The 13798-nt window shown below is 72.9% G+C and carries 11 protein-coding genes; 3 read left to right on the top strand and 8 right to left on the bottom strand.

All coding sequences use genetic code 11. The features are described from left to right. Positions 1–4 precede the first annotated feature (4 nt). The 6 genes from ACPPVO_RS01550 to ACPPVO_RS01525 all read right to left on the bottom strand — a co-directional run bounded on the left by ACPPVO_RS01550 (position 5) and on the right by ACPPVO_RS01525 (position 8267). Positions 5–2977 carry a BTAD domain-containing putative transcriptional regulator gene (locus ACPPVO_RS01550; protein WP_426509424.1) on the bottom strand — a complete coding sequence of 991 codons (2973 nt, stop codon included), beginning with the start codon at positions 2975–2977 and terminating at the stop codon, positions 5–7. A 452-nt stretch (positions 2978–3429) separates the two neighbouring features. After that, positions 3430–4518 (bottom strand): sensor histidine kinase, encoded by a 1089-nt coding sequence (locus tag ACPPVO_RS01545; protein ID WP_426509422.1) that lies wholly within the window; start codon positions 4516–4518, stop codon positions 3430–3432. Positions 4519–4528: 10 nt separating this feature from the next. Next, positions 4529–5212 carry a response regulator transcription factor gene (locus ACPPVO_RS01540; protein WP_426509420.1) on the bottom strand — a complete coding sequence of 228 codons (684 nt, stop codon included), beginning with the start codon at positions 5210–5212 and terminating at the stop codon, positions 4529–4531. Between the two features lie 9 nt (positions 5213–5221). After that, positions 5222–5914: a VanZ family protein gene (locus ACPPVO_RS01535; RefSeq protein WP_426509418.1), complete on the bottom strand. Its 693-nt coding sequence runs from the start codon at positions 5912–5914 to the stop codon at positions 5222–5224. Positions 5915–5981: 67 nt separating this feature from the next. Next, entirely contained in the window at positions 5982–7280 is a 1299-nt protein-coding gene (locus tag ACPPVO_RS01530; RefSeq protein ID WP_426509417.1) for a serine hydrolase domain-containing protein, read from the bottom strand. A 66-nt stretch (positions 7281–7346) separates the two neighbouring features. Then, complete coding sequence (locus ACPPVO_RS01525; RefSeq protein WP_426509415.1) at positions 7347–8267, bottom strand: hypothetical protein; 921 nt, start codon at positions 8265–8267, stop codon at positions 7347–7349. 390 nt (positions 8268–8657) lie between these two features. On the opposite strand from ACPPVO_RS01525, the gene ACPPVO_RS01520 reads away from it, so the two are divergent. Further along, positions 8658–9215, top strand: coding sequence for a hypothetical protein (locus tag ACPPVO_RS01520; RefSeq protein WP_426509413.1), 558 nt, complete (start codon positions 8658–8660; stop codon positions 9213–9215). A gap of 156 nt (positions 9216–9371) precedes the next feature. Here the strand turns inward: ACPPVO_RS01520 and ACPPVO_RS01515 are convergent, their stop codons facing one another. Continuing rightward, positions 9372–11402 carry a PKD domain-containing protein gene (locus tag ACPPVO_RS01515; RefSeq protein ID WP_426509410.1) on the bottom strand — a complete coding sequence of 677 codons (2031 nt, stop codon included), beginning with the start codon at positions 11400–11402 and terminating at the stop codon, positions 9372–9374. A 97-nt stretch (positions 11403–11499) separates the two neighbouring features. Between ACPPVO_RS01515 and ACPPVO_RS01510 the strand changes: the two genes are divergently transcribed. Next, positions 11500–11985 carry a SigE family RNA polymerase sigma factor gene (locus ACPPVO_RS01510; protein WP_426509408.1) on the top strand — a complete coding sequence of 162 codons (486 nt, stop codon included), beginning with the start codon at positions 11500–11502 and terminating at the stop codon, positions 11983–11985. Next, positions 11982–13316: a WD40 repeat domain-containing protein gene (locus ACPPVO_RS01505; RefSeq protein WP_426509406.1), complete on the top strand. Its 1335-nt coding sequence runs from the start codon at positions 11982–11984 to the stop codon at positions 13314–13316. Before ACPPVO_RS01510 ends, ACPPVO_RS01505 begins: the two co-directional genes overlap by 4 nt. Here the strand turns inward: ACPPVO_RS01505 and ACPPVO_RS01500 are convergent. Next, a complete protein-coding gene (locus ACPPVO_RS01500; RefSeq protein WP_426509405.1) occupies positions 13285–13440 on the bottom strand; it encodes a hypothetical protein in 156 nt (51 codons plus the stop codon). The genes ACPPVO_RS01505 and ACPPVO_RS01500 overlap by 32 nt on opposite strands. Positions 13441–13798: the final 358 nt, after the last annotated feature.

Below are 13798 nucleotides of genomic sequence, written 5' to 3'. Positions count from 1 at the left end.
TCTTTCAGCGGGAGAGCGCGAAAAGGTCCTGTGCGCCGAGTGATGTGAACAGCGCAACAGCCTCGTCGGCGCGGTCCAGGCCGTGCAGCGCCCGCGCCTGCTCGTAGCGGTCGCCGATGCGCGAGGCCTTCGCGAAGGCCTCCTTGTTGAGCCAGTCGGCCTCCTGGGCCAGGCCGCGGGCGCGCAGGGTCAGGGCGAGGTCGTTCGCGGCCAGGCACTGGCCGGACACGTCCGCGACCCGCTCCATCTGGTCCCGCGCCGCGCGCTGGCACGTCTCGGCGTCGGCCAGGCGGCCCGCGAGACGGTACGCGGTGCCCAGCTTGCTCAGCGTCTCCGCCGCCCCGTACTGGTTCACCGAGTCCTTCTTCAGCGCCAGCGCCCGCTGCAGCAGGGCGGTGGCGACGGTCAGGTGGCCGAGGTGCAGGTGCACCAGCCCGAGCTCGCCGAGGCTTATCGCGAACGGCCGGATGCCCCCGATGCGGCGCGCGACGGCGAGGGCGCGCCGGTTCGCGGCCAGGGCCTGCGGGTAGTTGCCGGCCTGGGTGTGCACGAGCGCGACCGTGCTGTGCAGCTTGAACTCGAGGCTCGGCGGCATCTCCGGCAGGCGGACCTGGGCGGCCGCCTCGGCGGACGCGATCGCCTCCGGATACTGCCCGAGCCGGCTGTGCAGCATCGCGAGGTTGGTGAGCGCGGTGCCGACCAGTCGGGGCAGGTCCTCGCGCTCGGCGATGCGGATGACGGCCTGCAGGGTGGTGAGGGCGTCGGTGAGGCGGCCCATCCGGAAGTACACGGCGGCGAGGTAGTTGCGCGACTCGGCCTCCAGCTCGCCGTCGGGCAGCGCCACCGCGGCCTCGATCGCGCGCTCGTAGAGGTCGAGCTGGTGCTCGCCGAAGCCGAAGCCGAACAGGAACGGCGACACCGCACGGGTCAGCATGCACGTGTGCCGGTGGTGCCCGGACTCGGCGGCGAGGCGGCTCACGCTGAGCACGTTGGGCAGCTCGCGCTCCAGCCAGCGGCGCGCCTCGGGCGGGGTCGCGAAGTCGAGCGCGGTCGGCGGCGGCGTCTCGAGGCGCAGCAGCGACCGGGCGTCGGAGAGCTCCATGAACTTCGTCGCGCTGACCACGCTGTACAGATAGTGGTCGAGCAGCCGCGCCACCGCCCCGGTGTTGTCGCACGCGAGCTCGGCCGCGAAGTCGCGCAGCAGGTCGTGGAGCCGGTAGCGGCCGGCCGCCGGCGCCTCCACGAGATGCACGTCGACCAGGTCTTCGAGCAGATCCTCGGCCTCCCGCACGGGCAGGCCGGCCAGCGCGGCGGCCGCGGCGGGCTCGAAGTCGCCCGAGGGGTGCAGACCCAGAACCCCGAAAAGCCGCTGCAACGGTACCGCCAGATGCTGGTACGACAGCGTGAAGGCGGCCGCGACAGTCCTTCCGTCGACCGCGAGCTCCGGCAGCCGCCGATTCGCGGTGCGCAGCCGCAGGGCCAGGTCGGCCACGCTCCAGCCGGGCCGGTGCTGCAGCCGCGCCCCGGCCAGCCGGACCGCCAGCGGCAACCGCCCGCACAGCTCGGCGACCTCGACGGTGCTCGCGGGGTCGGCGTACGCCCGCTCGCCCGCGGTCCGCCGCAGCAGCTCGACGGCGTCCTCGATCGGCAGCACGTCCAGCGACACCGTCAGCGCCCCGTCGAGCCCGGCCAGGCGGCGCCGGCTCGTGATGACGACGCCGGTGTGCGCGGTGCCGGGGAGCATCGGCAGCACCTGGGCCGTGTCCAGCGCGTTGTCGAGCAGCACCAGGACCTGGCGGTCGGCGAGCTCGGTGCGCCACAGCACCGCGCGGTCGTCCAGCCCCGGCGGTACCCGCTCGGCGTGCACCCCCAGCTGCCGCAGCAGGGCCCCGAGCGCCTCGCCGGGGTCGAGCGGCTCGCGGTCGCTGTGGCCGCGCAGGTCGAGGTACAGCTGCCCGTCCGGGTAGCGCTCGCTCGCCGCGTGCGCGACCCGCACCGCGAGCGACGTCTTGCCCATGCCGGCCATGCCGTCGATCGCGATCACCTCGGGCCGCTCGGCGCGCAGCGCCCCGACGAGCCGCTGCACCAGCTCGGCCCGGCCGGCGAAATCGGCCACGTCGCGGGGCAGGCAGCGGGCGGCCCGGCGGCCGAGCGTGCGCGGCGCCTGCGGCAGCAACAGGGTGGCGTCGCCGTTGAGGATGCGCCGGTGCAGGTCGGACAGCTCGGCGCCCGGCTCGATGCCGAGCTCCTCGGCCAGCAGCGCCCGCCCGCGCCGGAACACGGCGAGCGCGTCGGCGCGCCGACCGGAGCGGGCCAGCGCGGTCATGAGGTGGCCGCGGAACTGCTCGTGGTGCGGGTACCGCTCAACCAGGTCGGCGACCTCGGCCAGCACCTCCTCGGGCAGGTCCAGCTGCAGCTCCAGGTCGAGGCAGAGCGCCATGGCGGCGGTCCACTGCTCCTCGAGGTGCGCGGCCGCGGCCCGCACTACGTCCGAGTCGACGTCGGTGAGCGGCCGGCCCCGCCACAGCGCGAGCGCGGCCCGCAGGTCGTCGCGGCCGGCGGCGAGGTCCCCGTCCGCGGCCGCGGCCCGGCCCCGCTCGACCAGCGAGGCGAACAGCGCGGCGTCGAGGTCCTCCGGGCCGACCTTGATCCGGTACCCGGACGGCTCCGTCACCACCAGGTCCTCGGGCAGCCCGGCCTTGCGCAGCAGCTGCCGCAGCCGGGACACGCAGCTGTGCACCTGGGCCCGGGCGGTCAGCGGCGGGCTGGTGTCCCAGAGCGCGGAGATGACCTGTTGTACCGGTACGAGCTGCCCCTCCCGCAGGAGCAGCAGCGCCAGCAGCACCCGCTCCCGCGGCGCCGCGACCGTGATCTCGGCGGCCGGGGTGCGGATCTGCACCGGGCCGAGAATCGAAAATCGGGTCGAATCGCGCATCATCACCCGCTGTGCGGCCGCCGCCTCCCCTCGAAGCTGCACTGGAAACTTGATGGTAGTCAGATGAGAGCGTCGAAAGAGCAGGGGCGGCGACCCTTTTCATTGGAGCGCTTGTGCGTGCCGAAATGCGCCCGGTGCGGATGCCTTACTCAGTCAAGGCACCCGCGTTACTCTGGGCGAACGGGGATATTTCGGTCCGAGCTGGCGAAACATTTGATACGGGGCCGCGCCCAACGCCGTGTGTGGCCCCCAAATCTCTTTCGATCACGGCGTATTGGGCGACGACTGTACGGACTTATCGCCTGACGGGGTATTACACCGAATATGGGCGTTTTCCCGACGGGCGCCGGTTCCGCTTCGGCAGGTAATGCCGCGGCGGGCGTTGGGCGTCGGCAACGTCTGCGCGGCGAGGGACGCCGGGCGTTGGCGGCGTTCTGCCCCCGGTTGGGCCGGGCATCTGCGGCGTCGAGGGGGTGCCGCAGGTGCCGCACGTTTCAGGGCGTGCGCGGGAGCCGGACGGTGACGAGCAGACCGCCGGCGCGGCCGGGTACGAGGTCGAGGGTCCCGTTGTGGGCCCGGACGATGCTGTGCACGATGGCCAGCCCGAGGCCGACCCCGGCGTGCTCGTCGGTGCGCGTGCGCTCCGTACCCCGCTGGAAGGGCTCGATCAGCGCCGGTATGAGCTCCGGTGCGAGCCGGCGACCCGTGTTCTCGACCCGCAGCACACTCGCGTCCCCCTGCTCCTCGGTGTGGACCAGCACCGTGCCGCCCACGGGCAGGTTGTGGACGACGGCGTTCTGAACGAGGTTCGTCACCACCCGCAGCAGCAACTCCGCGGAGCCGCTGGTCCGGGCCGCCCCGCCGGTGACGTCAAGGGAGATCCGGCGCTGCTCGGCGAGCGGGAGCAGCGTCTCGGCCGCCTCCTCGGCGACGAGGGAGAGGTCGACGCTCTCCCGTGTGAAGTTGCCGCGCTCGCCCCGGCTCAGCAGCAGGAGGGCCTCGGTCAGGTCGATCGCCCGGCGGTTGACCACGTCCAGGCGCTCGATGAGCTCGCCCCGGTCCCGCGTGGGGTCCTGGCGCGCGACGTCCAGGAGCGTCCGCGAGATCGCCAGCGGGGTACGCAGCTCGTGCGAGGCGTTCGCGGCGAACCGCTGCTGCTCGGCGACGTTCGCCTCGAGCCGTGCCAGCATCGCGTCGAACGCGTCGGAGAGCTCGCGGAACTCGTCCTGGCGCCCCTCCATGCGAATCCGGTGGGACAGCGATCCGTCCGCGGCCACGCGGGTGGCGTTGGTGATGCGGGTCAGCGGCGCGAGCATCCGGCCGGCCAGAACCCACCCGCCCAGCAGGCCGAAGTTCAGCAGGAAAATCAGCACCGCGGCCGCTCGCGGGCCGAACGCGCGCAGCAGGTCGGAGCGGTTCGGCACGAACATCGCCGGGACGGAAAACGGCCCGGTCACCTCGGCGTTGGTGGTCGACTCGGGCACGTACCGCAGCAGGAACACCCACACGGTGACCAGCAGCAGGCCCCCGGCCAGCATGACGAACCCGGCATAGCTGAGGGTCAGCTTGAGGCGGACGCTCAAGCCGGGCGGCCTAGCCACGGTCCTCGCCCTCGCGGCCGGTGTCTATGCGGTAGCCGACGCCGGGCACGGTGGCGATGAGCCACGGCTCGCCGAGCCGTTTGCGCAGGGCCGAGACGGTGATGCGCACCGCGCTGGTGAGCGGGTCGGCGTTCTCGTCCCAGGCCCGTTCCAGCAGCTCCTCGGCGCTGACGACCCCGCCCTCGGCGGCGACGAGGACCTCCAGCACGGCGAACTGCTTGCGGGTGAGCCCGACGTAACGGCCGTCGCGGAAGACCTCCCGGCGGAACGGGTCGAGCCGCAGGCCCGCGATCTCCCGGACCGGGGGCCGGGCGTAGGTGCGGCGGCGGTCGAGCGCCCGCAGCCGCAGGACGAGCTCCCGCAGCTCGAACGGCTTGGTGAGGTAGTCGTCGGCGCCGAGCTCGAAGCCGGAGGCCTTGTCGTCGATCCGGTCGGCCGCGGTGAGCATGAGGATCGGGATGCCGCTGCCGGAGGCGACGATGCGCCGGGCGACCTCGTCGCCGGAGGGGCCGGGGATGTCCCGGTCGAGGACCGCGAGGTCGTACGAGTTGACGCTGAGCAGCTCCAGGGCGGTGTCGCCGTCGCCGGCGATGTCGGCCGCGATCGCCTCCAGCCGCAGGCCGTCCCGGACGGCTTCGGCCAGGTACGGCTCGTCCTCAACGATCAGTACCCGCATGCCGGAACCCTATAGCCGGACCCGCGCGGCATCCGGCCGTTGCGGCGCAAGGGGAGGCCGGTCCGCCGGCGCCTCCGCCCGGCGGCGCCACCAGGGCCGCGACGCCAGCCCGGCCAGCGCGGCCCCGGCCGCGTTGACCAGGACGTCATCCACCGAGGACACCCGGTCCAGCCGTAGGACGTACTGGGCGATCTCGATCAGGGCCGAGCCGCCCACCCCGAGCGCCAGAATCCGCGGCAGGGACGCCAGCGCCGCGAACCGCATCGGGGCGAAGAACCCCAGCGCCGCGAGGATCAGCAGGTTGCCGCCGATGCCGATCGGGCCCATCGTCTCGAGATCCCGCAGCGGTACCAGGCTCACCCGGCCCGGCACGATGCCGGCCCCCGCGCCCGGCATGGTGGTGATCCAGACGAACGGCACCGTCCCGTAGACCATGCCCACCTCGGCCAGCGACGCCCGCCCGGCGTCCGGGGCGCCGGCGGCCCGCCGGTGGACGGCCAGGGCCCACGCCGCCAGCGCGGCGAACGGCAGCCCGGCCAGCGTCATGAGCATCACGCCGTTCTCCGTGTCGAAGCAGCCGTGCCACCGCCCGGCCAGGCACGCCGGGGCGGCCATCGTGAGCGGCCGCCGCACCACGTACACGACGGCCGCCAGACCGATGATCGCCAGGCTCAGGAGCACGCCTCTTCGCAAACGGTTCATGCTCTGATTCAAGCCGGAGGACCGTTGCCAGGGCGTATGCGGTTTTGCATACGCCCGCGATACACCCTCAGCCGCCACCCCCGTCGCCGGGCGCGGCCCCGGTGACGGCCTGTGTCTCCCGCCCGATCATCTCCGCCAGCGGCACGCCCTCGCGGTTGCTGAGGATGACGCCGACCCAGCCGGTGTCCGGGTAGACGCTCCAGTTGGCCCCGACCCCGGGGTTGCCGCCGGCGCGCTGGAACGTCCACTGGCCGCCGGCGATCTCGACCGCCACCCCGTACGCCCCGAACGAGGCCGGCCCGAGGGGCAGCTTGGGCGCGGTGAGCACGTCGGCCCAGGGCCGGTCCAGCAGCGTGCCGTCGCCGAGCGCCTGCGCGAACCGGACCAGGTCCGGCGCGGTGGCGAAGCCGCCGTCCCCCGGGGCGTCGATGAAGGCGCGGCCCGGGTTCTTGCCGAGGATCCACGGGTCCGGACTGCCCTGGTCCAGGTTGCGCACGGCGTCCACCTCGCGGCCGTCGGCCACCGTCATGTACGGGTGCGCGAGGTGCGCGTCGGTGAGCCACTGCGTCCGCGTGTAGAACGCCGAGCGGGTCATGCCGCAACGCCGGAAGATGTGCTCCTGGACGTAGTCCCAGTACGTCCGGCCGGCCACGGCCTCCACGATCAGTGCGGGAATCGTGATCTCGGCCTCCTGGTGGGTGGTGGTGGGCACGCCCGGCACGCCGACCGGTTTCGCCATCCGGGCCCGCTGCTCGTAGTACCGGTGCACCTCGTCCCGGCTCCGGAAGATGCGCTGCACGTCCTCGGGCGGGCTGTCGAGCCCGGACGTACCGGAGAGCAGGTGGTGGATGCTCACCCGGTCGGCGATGTCCGGCGCGAAGCCGGCCAGGTGCTGCCCGACCGTGTCGGTCAGCCGCAGCCGGCCCTGCTGCGCCAGCTGCAGGACGGCCACCGCGAGGAACGGCTTGCCCGCCGAGCTGAGGCTGAACGCGATGCCCTCGCCGTTGGGGACGCCCTGCTCCTCATCGGCTTGCCCGTAGCTGCGGGACAGGACCGTCCGGCCCCGGTGCGACAACAGCACCACGCCGGAGAACTTGCCCGCGGCCGCCAGCTGCGCCACGTACCGGTCGTAGGCCCCGCCGGGCCGGGTGTCGGGCGGGATCCGGTCGCTGTGGTCCGAGTCGGCGTGGCCGATCCCGGCGTTCACCAGCGGCACCCCGGCCGCCACCACGCCGGCGGTGGCCAGCCCGCCCCATCTGAACAGCCGCCGCCGGTCGATGCCATGTGCCGAACCCGAGCCCATGATCACGGTCCTCCCGCTGGAGACGAACCCGGCGCTGACATACGCCGCGGTTGATGCCTCCACTGAAGCCGCGAAACCGTTGCGGCGGCGTATGCGAATTTCGATACGCCGCCGATACAACAGGCGCGGTCAGCCCCTGCGCGACCGCCGGGCGTGGGCGAGGTAGCCGTTGGAGCCGGCCGCGTGCAGGAGCAGCTGAAGCCGGCGCGGCTGGCGGGTCGGTAAGGGCATGACCTCGGACGGCAGCGCGGGCAGGGCGTTGGCGAACAGGCGCGCGAACGTCGCCCCCGCGCCGGTCGGGCAGTCGGGCGCCAGCCACCGCAGCGTGCGCAGCGGCTCCCGGGTGCGGCGCTCGGTGGCGTCGACCAGGAGCAGGCACCGCTCGCCGGCCGGGACCAGGTCGCCGTCGAGCATGACCGCCTGGCTCGTCTCGCGCAGCCAACCGACCACGCCGGGCCCGCTGGACAGCACCAGCTCGACGAGCCGGGCCCGGTCGGCGCCCGGGTAGGAGAGGGCCGCGTCCAGCAGGCCGGGCAGCACCATCGTGGCCGCGTCCCACAGCGCGGCGGTCAGCGCCGTCACCAGCTCCGCGACCTCGTCCAACGCGATCCGCTCCGGCCCCAGCCCGCGCCAGAACAGCAGCTCGTCGAGCACCGTCTCGGGCCGGCCCACGCCCCGGTCGCGCACCACCCCGGCGATCGCGTCGTCGAGCAGGCGCATCGGGGCCAGGGGGTCGACCAGGTCGCGGCACTGCGCCTCGATCGAGCGCAGGACCGGCGCCGGCACGCCCATCAGGTCTGCGACGGCCTCCGGGAGGAGCTCGTCGACCGGGTGTTGCCGCGCCCGGGCCGCGATCCGCGCGCCCCACATCAGGCGGGCCTGGGTCGCGGTCGAGGGCCACACCAGCCGCAGCAGCTCACGCGCCGGGGTGGCGAAGCGCGGGCCGCCGAAGGTCAGCGGGTCGCAGAAGGCCTGCCCCACCGCGGCGTCGCCGGCGATGATGCGCAGGTCATGGGCGCCGCTGATATTCGCGACCGGGTTGAAGAGCACTGGCGAAAACCTCCCGCGGCGGTACCGAACCGACGACCCAACCCTACCCCTCTTCGAACACATGTACGAACACAAAATCGGCACGGATTCATGTATTCACGCATCTGTTCAGGCCTATGGACTCGGGTAACAGGCGTGTGACGCTGAGTGTTCGTGAGTAGAGGTCGGTGATGCAGCGTGGCAACCGGTCGTCACAATGACAATTGCTCGAACGGGCGCAGACATGCCTGCCACTGCGGCAGCTGCGGCGGATCCTTGCACGGCTGGCGGGCCTGGCTCGATCTGGCCATCGGGCCGAACGCCGAACGCACCCACCGGTGGAACCGCCGGAACCGGGTGCTCCAACCCGCGTCGCAGGGCCTGCGACGCAACCAACGCAACCGCGAGATCGTGGGCGATCTCGCGCGCATCGACATCAGCGGCTGGCTCTCGGTCGAGGGGCGGCGGACCCGGCTCGCGAACGTCGCCGGGCCCGAGGTCGCCCGGCCGACGGTGACCGAGCAGGTGGAGGCGCTCGCCGAGGGGCTGGCGCTGAGCACCTGGGACCGCATCGCGGCCGAGCTCGCCGACCCCGTCGCGATCGGGCGGGAGTTCGCCGACCACGGATGGTGCGACCTGCTCGTCGGGCTCGTACGCGGCCTGGAGAAGGGGCCGGACGCCCGGGAATGGATGCGGCGCGCGGTGACGGAGTCCTCGAAGGCGCAGTACCGGCCGCGGGTCGACAAGCGCGTCGCCGACATCGTGGTCGGGCACGTCGGGAACGCGTTCGAGCACGGCCGGTACACCTGGCTGGAAGACGATCTTCGCCCGCTCCGGGTGCTGGCCGTGTTCATGTGCCCGGCCCCGGAGGCGCACGCCGAGGTCCGCGAGCACGCGCTCGGCCCCGCGGTCGGCATGCTCACCGAGCAGACCAGGGAACGCCTGAACCAGGTGCTCGGGCTACCGTGATCGAGGAGTCCCCGGCGTCCTGTCCCTCCGACTCACGAGCGACGGCGACGCCCTGACCATCGAGGGCTGACGTCAGCGGCGCGGCGTAGTGGCGGTTCGTGCCCGGCGGTGCGTCGGCGTTGGTCGCCGATCGCACCGCCGAGCCCCGCCCTCGACCTACGCGGGAACCAGGCCCGCGAACTCTTCCCACGGCCCGATCGCGGTGCGGTTGGCGATCAGCGGCTGGTTGCCGCCCGCCTCCGCCGTCACGTACTTGCTGTTCGCGCCGGCCAGCAGCGAAGCGCTGCCGTCCGAGTTGCGGACCAGGGTGAACCGCTCCCAGGCGCCGATCGCCGTGCGGTTGGCGATCAGTGACTGGTTGCCGCCCGCCTCCGCGGTGACGAACCTGCCGTCGGCCTGGGCGTACAGGGCGACGGTGCCGTTGCCGGTGTCGATCAGGTCGAACTTCTCCCACGGGCCCACCGCGCCCCGGTTGGCGATCAGGGGCTTGGCGCCGGCCGCCTCGGCGGTGACGATCTTGTGGTTGGCGTTCGCGGTGATCGCCAGCCCGGTGGCGATGTTGTAGGTGCTGTAGAACTGCTCCCACGGGCCGAGCACGTCACGGTCCGCGGTAAGCGGGCCCGTGCCGTTGTTGCCGCTGACGTACTTCCCGGTTGCCCGCGAGCGCAGGCCGAACGTGCCGTCGGCGCCCGGGACGAGCTGGAAACGGATCTGCGGCGAGTCGATGAGCCCGCCGTCCACCGTGAGCCGGCCCGCCGCGTCCACCGAGACCGTCGTGCCCTTGACGATCGATAGGAGCGCGACATCGCCGCCGCCGACGTCGAGGAAGTGGAACTGCTCCCAGCTTCCGACGGCCGTCCGGTTGGCGACCAGCGGCTGGGCCCCGGCGGCCTCCGCGCTGACGTACCGCGCGTTGCTCGCCGCCATCAGGCCCAGGGCCTTCACCGAGTGCCAGATGTCGACCCGTCGGTTGACGGTGATCGTCGCGCCGGCGGCGTCCGTCGCCGTGAGCGTGATGATCTTGCCGCCACCGCTCGCGTACGTGTGGTGCACCGTCGCCTCCGCGCCGGTGACGACCGTGCCGTCGCCGAAGTCGAAGGAGTACGACACGACCCGCGCGGTGGACAGCGCCGGCAATGCCGTCGCCTTCACCGTGTCGCCGTACCAGCCGTTCTCGAGCTCGGTGGTCAGCTGGACCTTCGTCGGCGCCGGGTCGATCAGGCCGACCGCGAGGTTCGTCACCCCGTGGCCGAGGACGATCGGGGCGGCCGCCGTGTTCGTGGCGGTATCGATCGGCGTCACGTTGCCGGCGGTCGCGCCCCCGGTGGCGTACACGCGCTTGCCGTCCGGCGTGATGTCGAGGCCGTACGGGTGGCCCCCGGCGACGGCGACACCGACGGTGACCGTGTTCGTGGTGGTGTCGAGCACCGAGACCGTGCCGGTGCCCCAGTTGCTGACGTACGCGTGCCGCCCGTCGGGCGCGACGACGACGTCGTACGGCCGGTTGCCCACCGCCACGGTGGCGGTGACGGTGTTCGTGGCCGTGTCGAGCACCGAGACGGTGTCGGCGGTCCAGTTGGTCACGTACACCCGCGAGCCGTCCGGAGTGATCGCGACGCCGTAGGAGCGCGGGACGGGGATCCGCTTGACGACCGCGTTGGTGGCGGTGTCGACCACGACCACGGCGTCGGCGGTGGTGACGTACACCAGCCGCTCGTCCGGAGTCACGGCGACCCCGTGCGGCGCGTCCCCGACCGCCACGTTGACGATGCCGTTGGTCCCGGTGGTGATGACCGACAGCGTCCCGTCCCCGAAGTTGGCGACGTAGAAGTTCCCGAGGCCGGCGGCCGCGGCCACCCCGTGCGGCTCCGCCCCGACGGTCAGCGTGAGGAACTCCAGGCCGACCCGGGGGTCGAACGCGGTGACCCGGTTGTTGACGGAGTCGGTGGCGAGCACCGCGTCCCAGGCCGGGACGAACGCGACGTCGCCCGAGCCGCCGCCGGCCTTGGTGGTGTTGACCTCCTTGCCGCTCGCGGTGTCGACGATCGACACGGTTCCCGGCGCGGTCGCGGAAACGTAGAGGAAGGGCCGGACCTCCGCCGCGCCGGCCGGGCTTGCCCCGGCCACCAGCCCCACCGCGGCCCCGGCGACTGTCGCCGCGAGGCCGCTCAAGATTCGCTTGTGCACGGCGGGATTATTGCGGAGCATCGACGATTCCGCCGCCCCGAAAAAGTCCACAACCATCCGGCCCGTCAGGCCACTCATACTCTTGCGGGAGGCCGGATTGCGGGATGAGCAGGAGTTCGTGGAGTACGTCCGGGCGCGTACGCCGGTGCTGCGGCGGCTCGCGTACCGGCTGTGCGGCCAGTGGGCGGCCGCCGACGACCTGGTGCAGGAGTGCCTCGTCGCGCTGTACCGGCACTGGCCCAAGGCGGTCGCGGCCGAGTCGGTCGACGCGTACGTGCGCACGATCCTCGTGAACGCGTACCTCGCCGAGCGCAGGCGGCCCTGGGCTCGGCGCGTGCAGCCGGCCGCCGAGGTGCGCCTGCCCGCGGTGGTGCCGGCCGGCATCGAGGAGCGGATCGACGTGCGGGCGGCGCTGGCCCGGCTCACGCGCGGGCAGCGCGCGGTGCTCGTGCTGCGCTACTGGGAGGACCTCGACGTCGCCCAGACCGCGGCCGCGCTCGGCTGCTCGCCCGGCACGGTGAAGAGCCAGACCTCCTACGCCATGGCCGCGCTGCGCCGCCACCTGGGAGGGGACGGATCATGAGGGACTTGTTCGCCGCCCTGCCGGACGATCCCGCGCCGCCGCTCGCGGACGGCTACCTGGGCGAGGTGCTCCGGCGCGGCCGCCGCTCGGTTCGACGCCGCCGCATCGGTACCGCCGCCGCCTGGACGGCCGTCGTGCTGGCCCTCGTCGCCGTGTTGCTGCCGGGTGTACCGCGACCAGCCGGCCCGGCCGCGCCCGCGCACCGGCCCTCACTCCCGGACCGGTTCGCCGGCTACTCGACGCTGACCAGCACCGTGGAGCGCTCCGCGCCCGGCCGCGCGATCGCGTTGTACACCTTCGGCAACGGCGAGGCGTTCAACATGTTCCAGTCGCTGGTCGTGGGCGCGGACGCGGACACGTACCGCCGCGTGGACGACATGGAGCGGCACGACCTGTCGATGGGCCTGTTGTCGCCCGACGGCACCCGCGTGCTCGTCGGCGACGACCGCGGCGCGACCTCCGAGCTGACCCTCGTCGACCTGACCACCGGCCGGCGGCGCTCGATCGGCCTCGGCACACCGCTCGGGGTGCGGCCGCTGGCCTGGTCCCCCGACGGGCGGTACGCGGCCTACAGCGCCACGGCCCTCGAGCAGCCCGACACGTCGGCCGTCGACTACGTCGAGACGTCGGTGCTCGACCACGGCACACTGCGCCTGCTCGACGTCGAAACCGGGCGAAGCACCGAGATCCCGTCCATCAAGGGACCGTGGACCGCCGCCTTCGCTCCGGGCGGGGCACGGCTCGCGGTGCAGGTGGCTCAGGACGTACACCTGCTGGATCTGAACGGTCACGAGGAGGGCGTGGTGCCGATCGGCTCCGGGCGGGGGCTCGTGGCCGGGGTGGGCTGGTCGCCGGACGGGCGGTTCCTGACCACCGTGCCGTGGGTGTCCGGCTCCTCCGACCACGACGTCTTCATCACCGACAACGTGGACGCGACATTCGTCCCGCTCGACCCGGCCACCCCGACACCGTCCCCGCTGCACGACGTCGCCCGCTTCCTGGGCTGGCGCGACCCGGACCACGCGATCGCCGCCGCGGTGAACGCGAGCGGCCGCCTGTCGCTGATCGAGATCACCCTGCCGACGAACGAGCGCCGCGTGCTGTCCCGCTTCGACGCCGGCTCCTCGTGCGAGCTCGGCACGCAGCACTGCGAGGTCATCGACCTGCAGCTCGCGGCGGGCCTGCTGCCGGACCTGGACGTGCGCACCGCGAGGTCCCCGGACCGCGGCCCGTGGCCCTGGTTCGTGCGCCTGCCGGTGGCCGCGCTCCTCACGACGGCCGCGGCACTGACCTGGTTCCTCAGACGCCGCCGCGCCCGGCGAGCGCGGTGAAGGCCGCCCCGGGGGCGGGGCGGCCTTCGGGGTCGGGGCCGGTCAGGCGGAACGGTTCGCCGTCCAGCGCTGGGACGCGTCCGAGGTCGAGCAGGTGCCCACGATCCAGCGGACGTCGATACACCCCCGGTTGCCTCGGGCATCGTCACCCGCGCGGGTGAGTTCGAGGGTGAATTCTCAGGTTCACCCTCCGCAATCTCATCAGCACACGCTGATGGCCGTTACGTTCGGCGTCATGCGACCCCGGACGCTGCTCGTGATGTTGATCGAGGATCGCGATGACAACCGCGAGCCGCGACTGCACCGACGGCACAGGGTGGAGCGGTCGGCCGGCAAATGACCTATCCCAATGTGACGGACGCGGGCACGGTCGGGCCGGAGATCGACGACGAGCCGCTCCTGATTCGTCCCTACGTCCGCCTCGTTGAGCACCAGCACGCAGCGCACGTGGCCGAAGAGCCCTTGGGCGGTGCATCGACGTC

Origin of the sequence: Dactylosporangium sp. McL0621, assembly GCF_049995355.1 — a bacterium.
Taxonomy (GTDB): Bacteria; Actinomycetota; Actinomycetes; order Mycobacteriales; family Micromonosporaceae; genus Dactylosporangium.
This window is presented reverse-complemented; position numbering and strand designations above follow the sequence as displayed.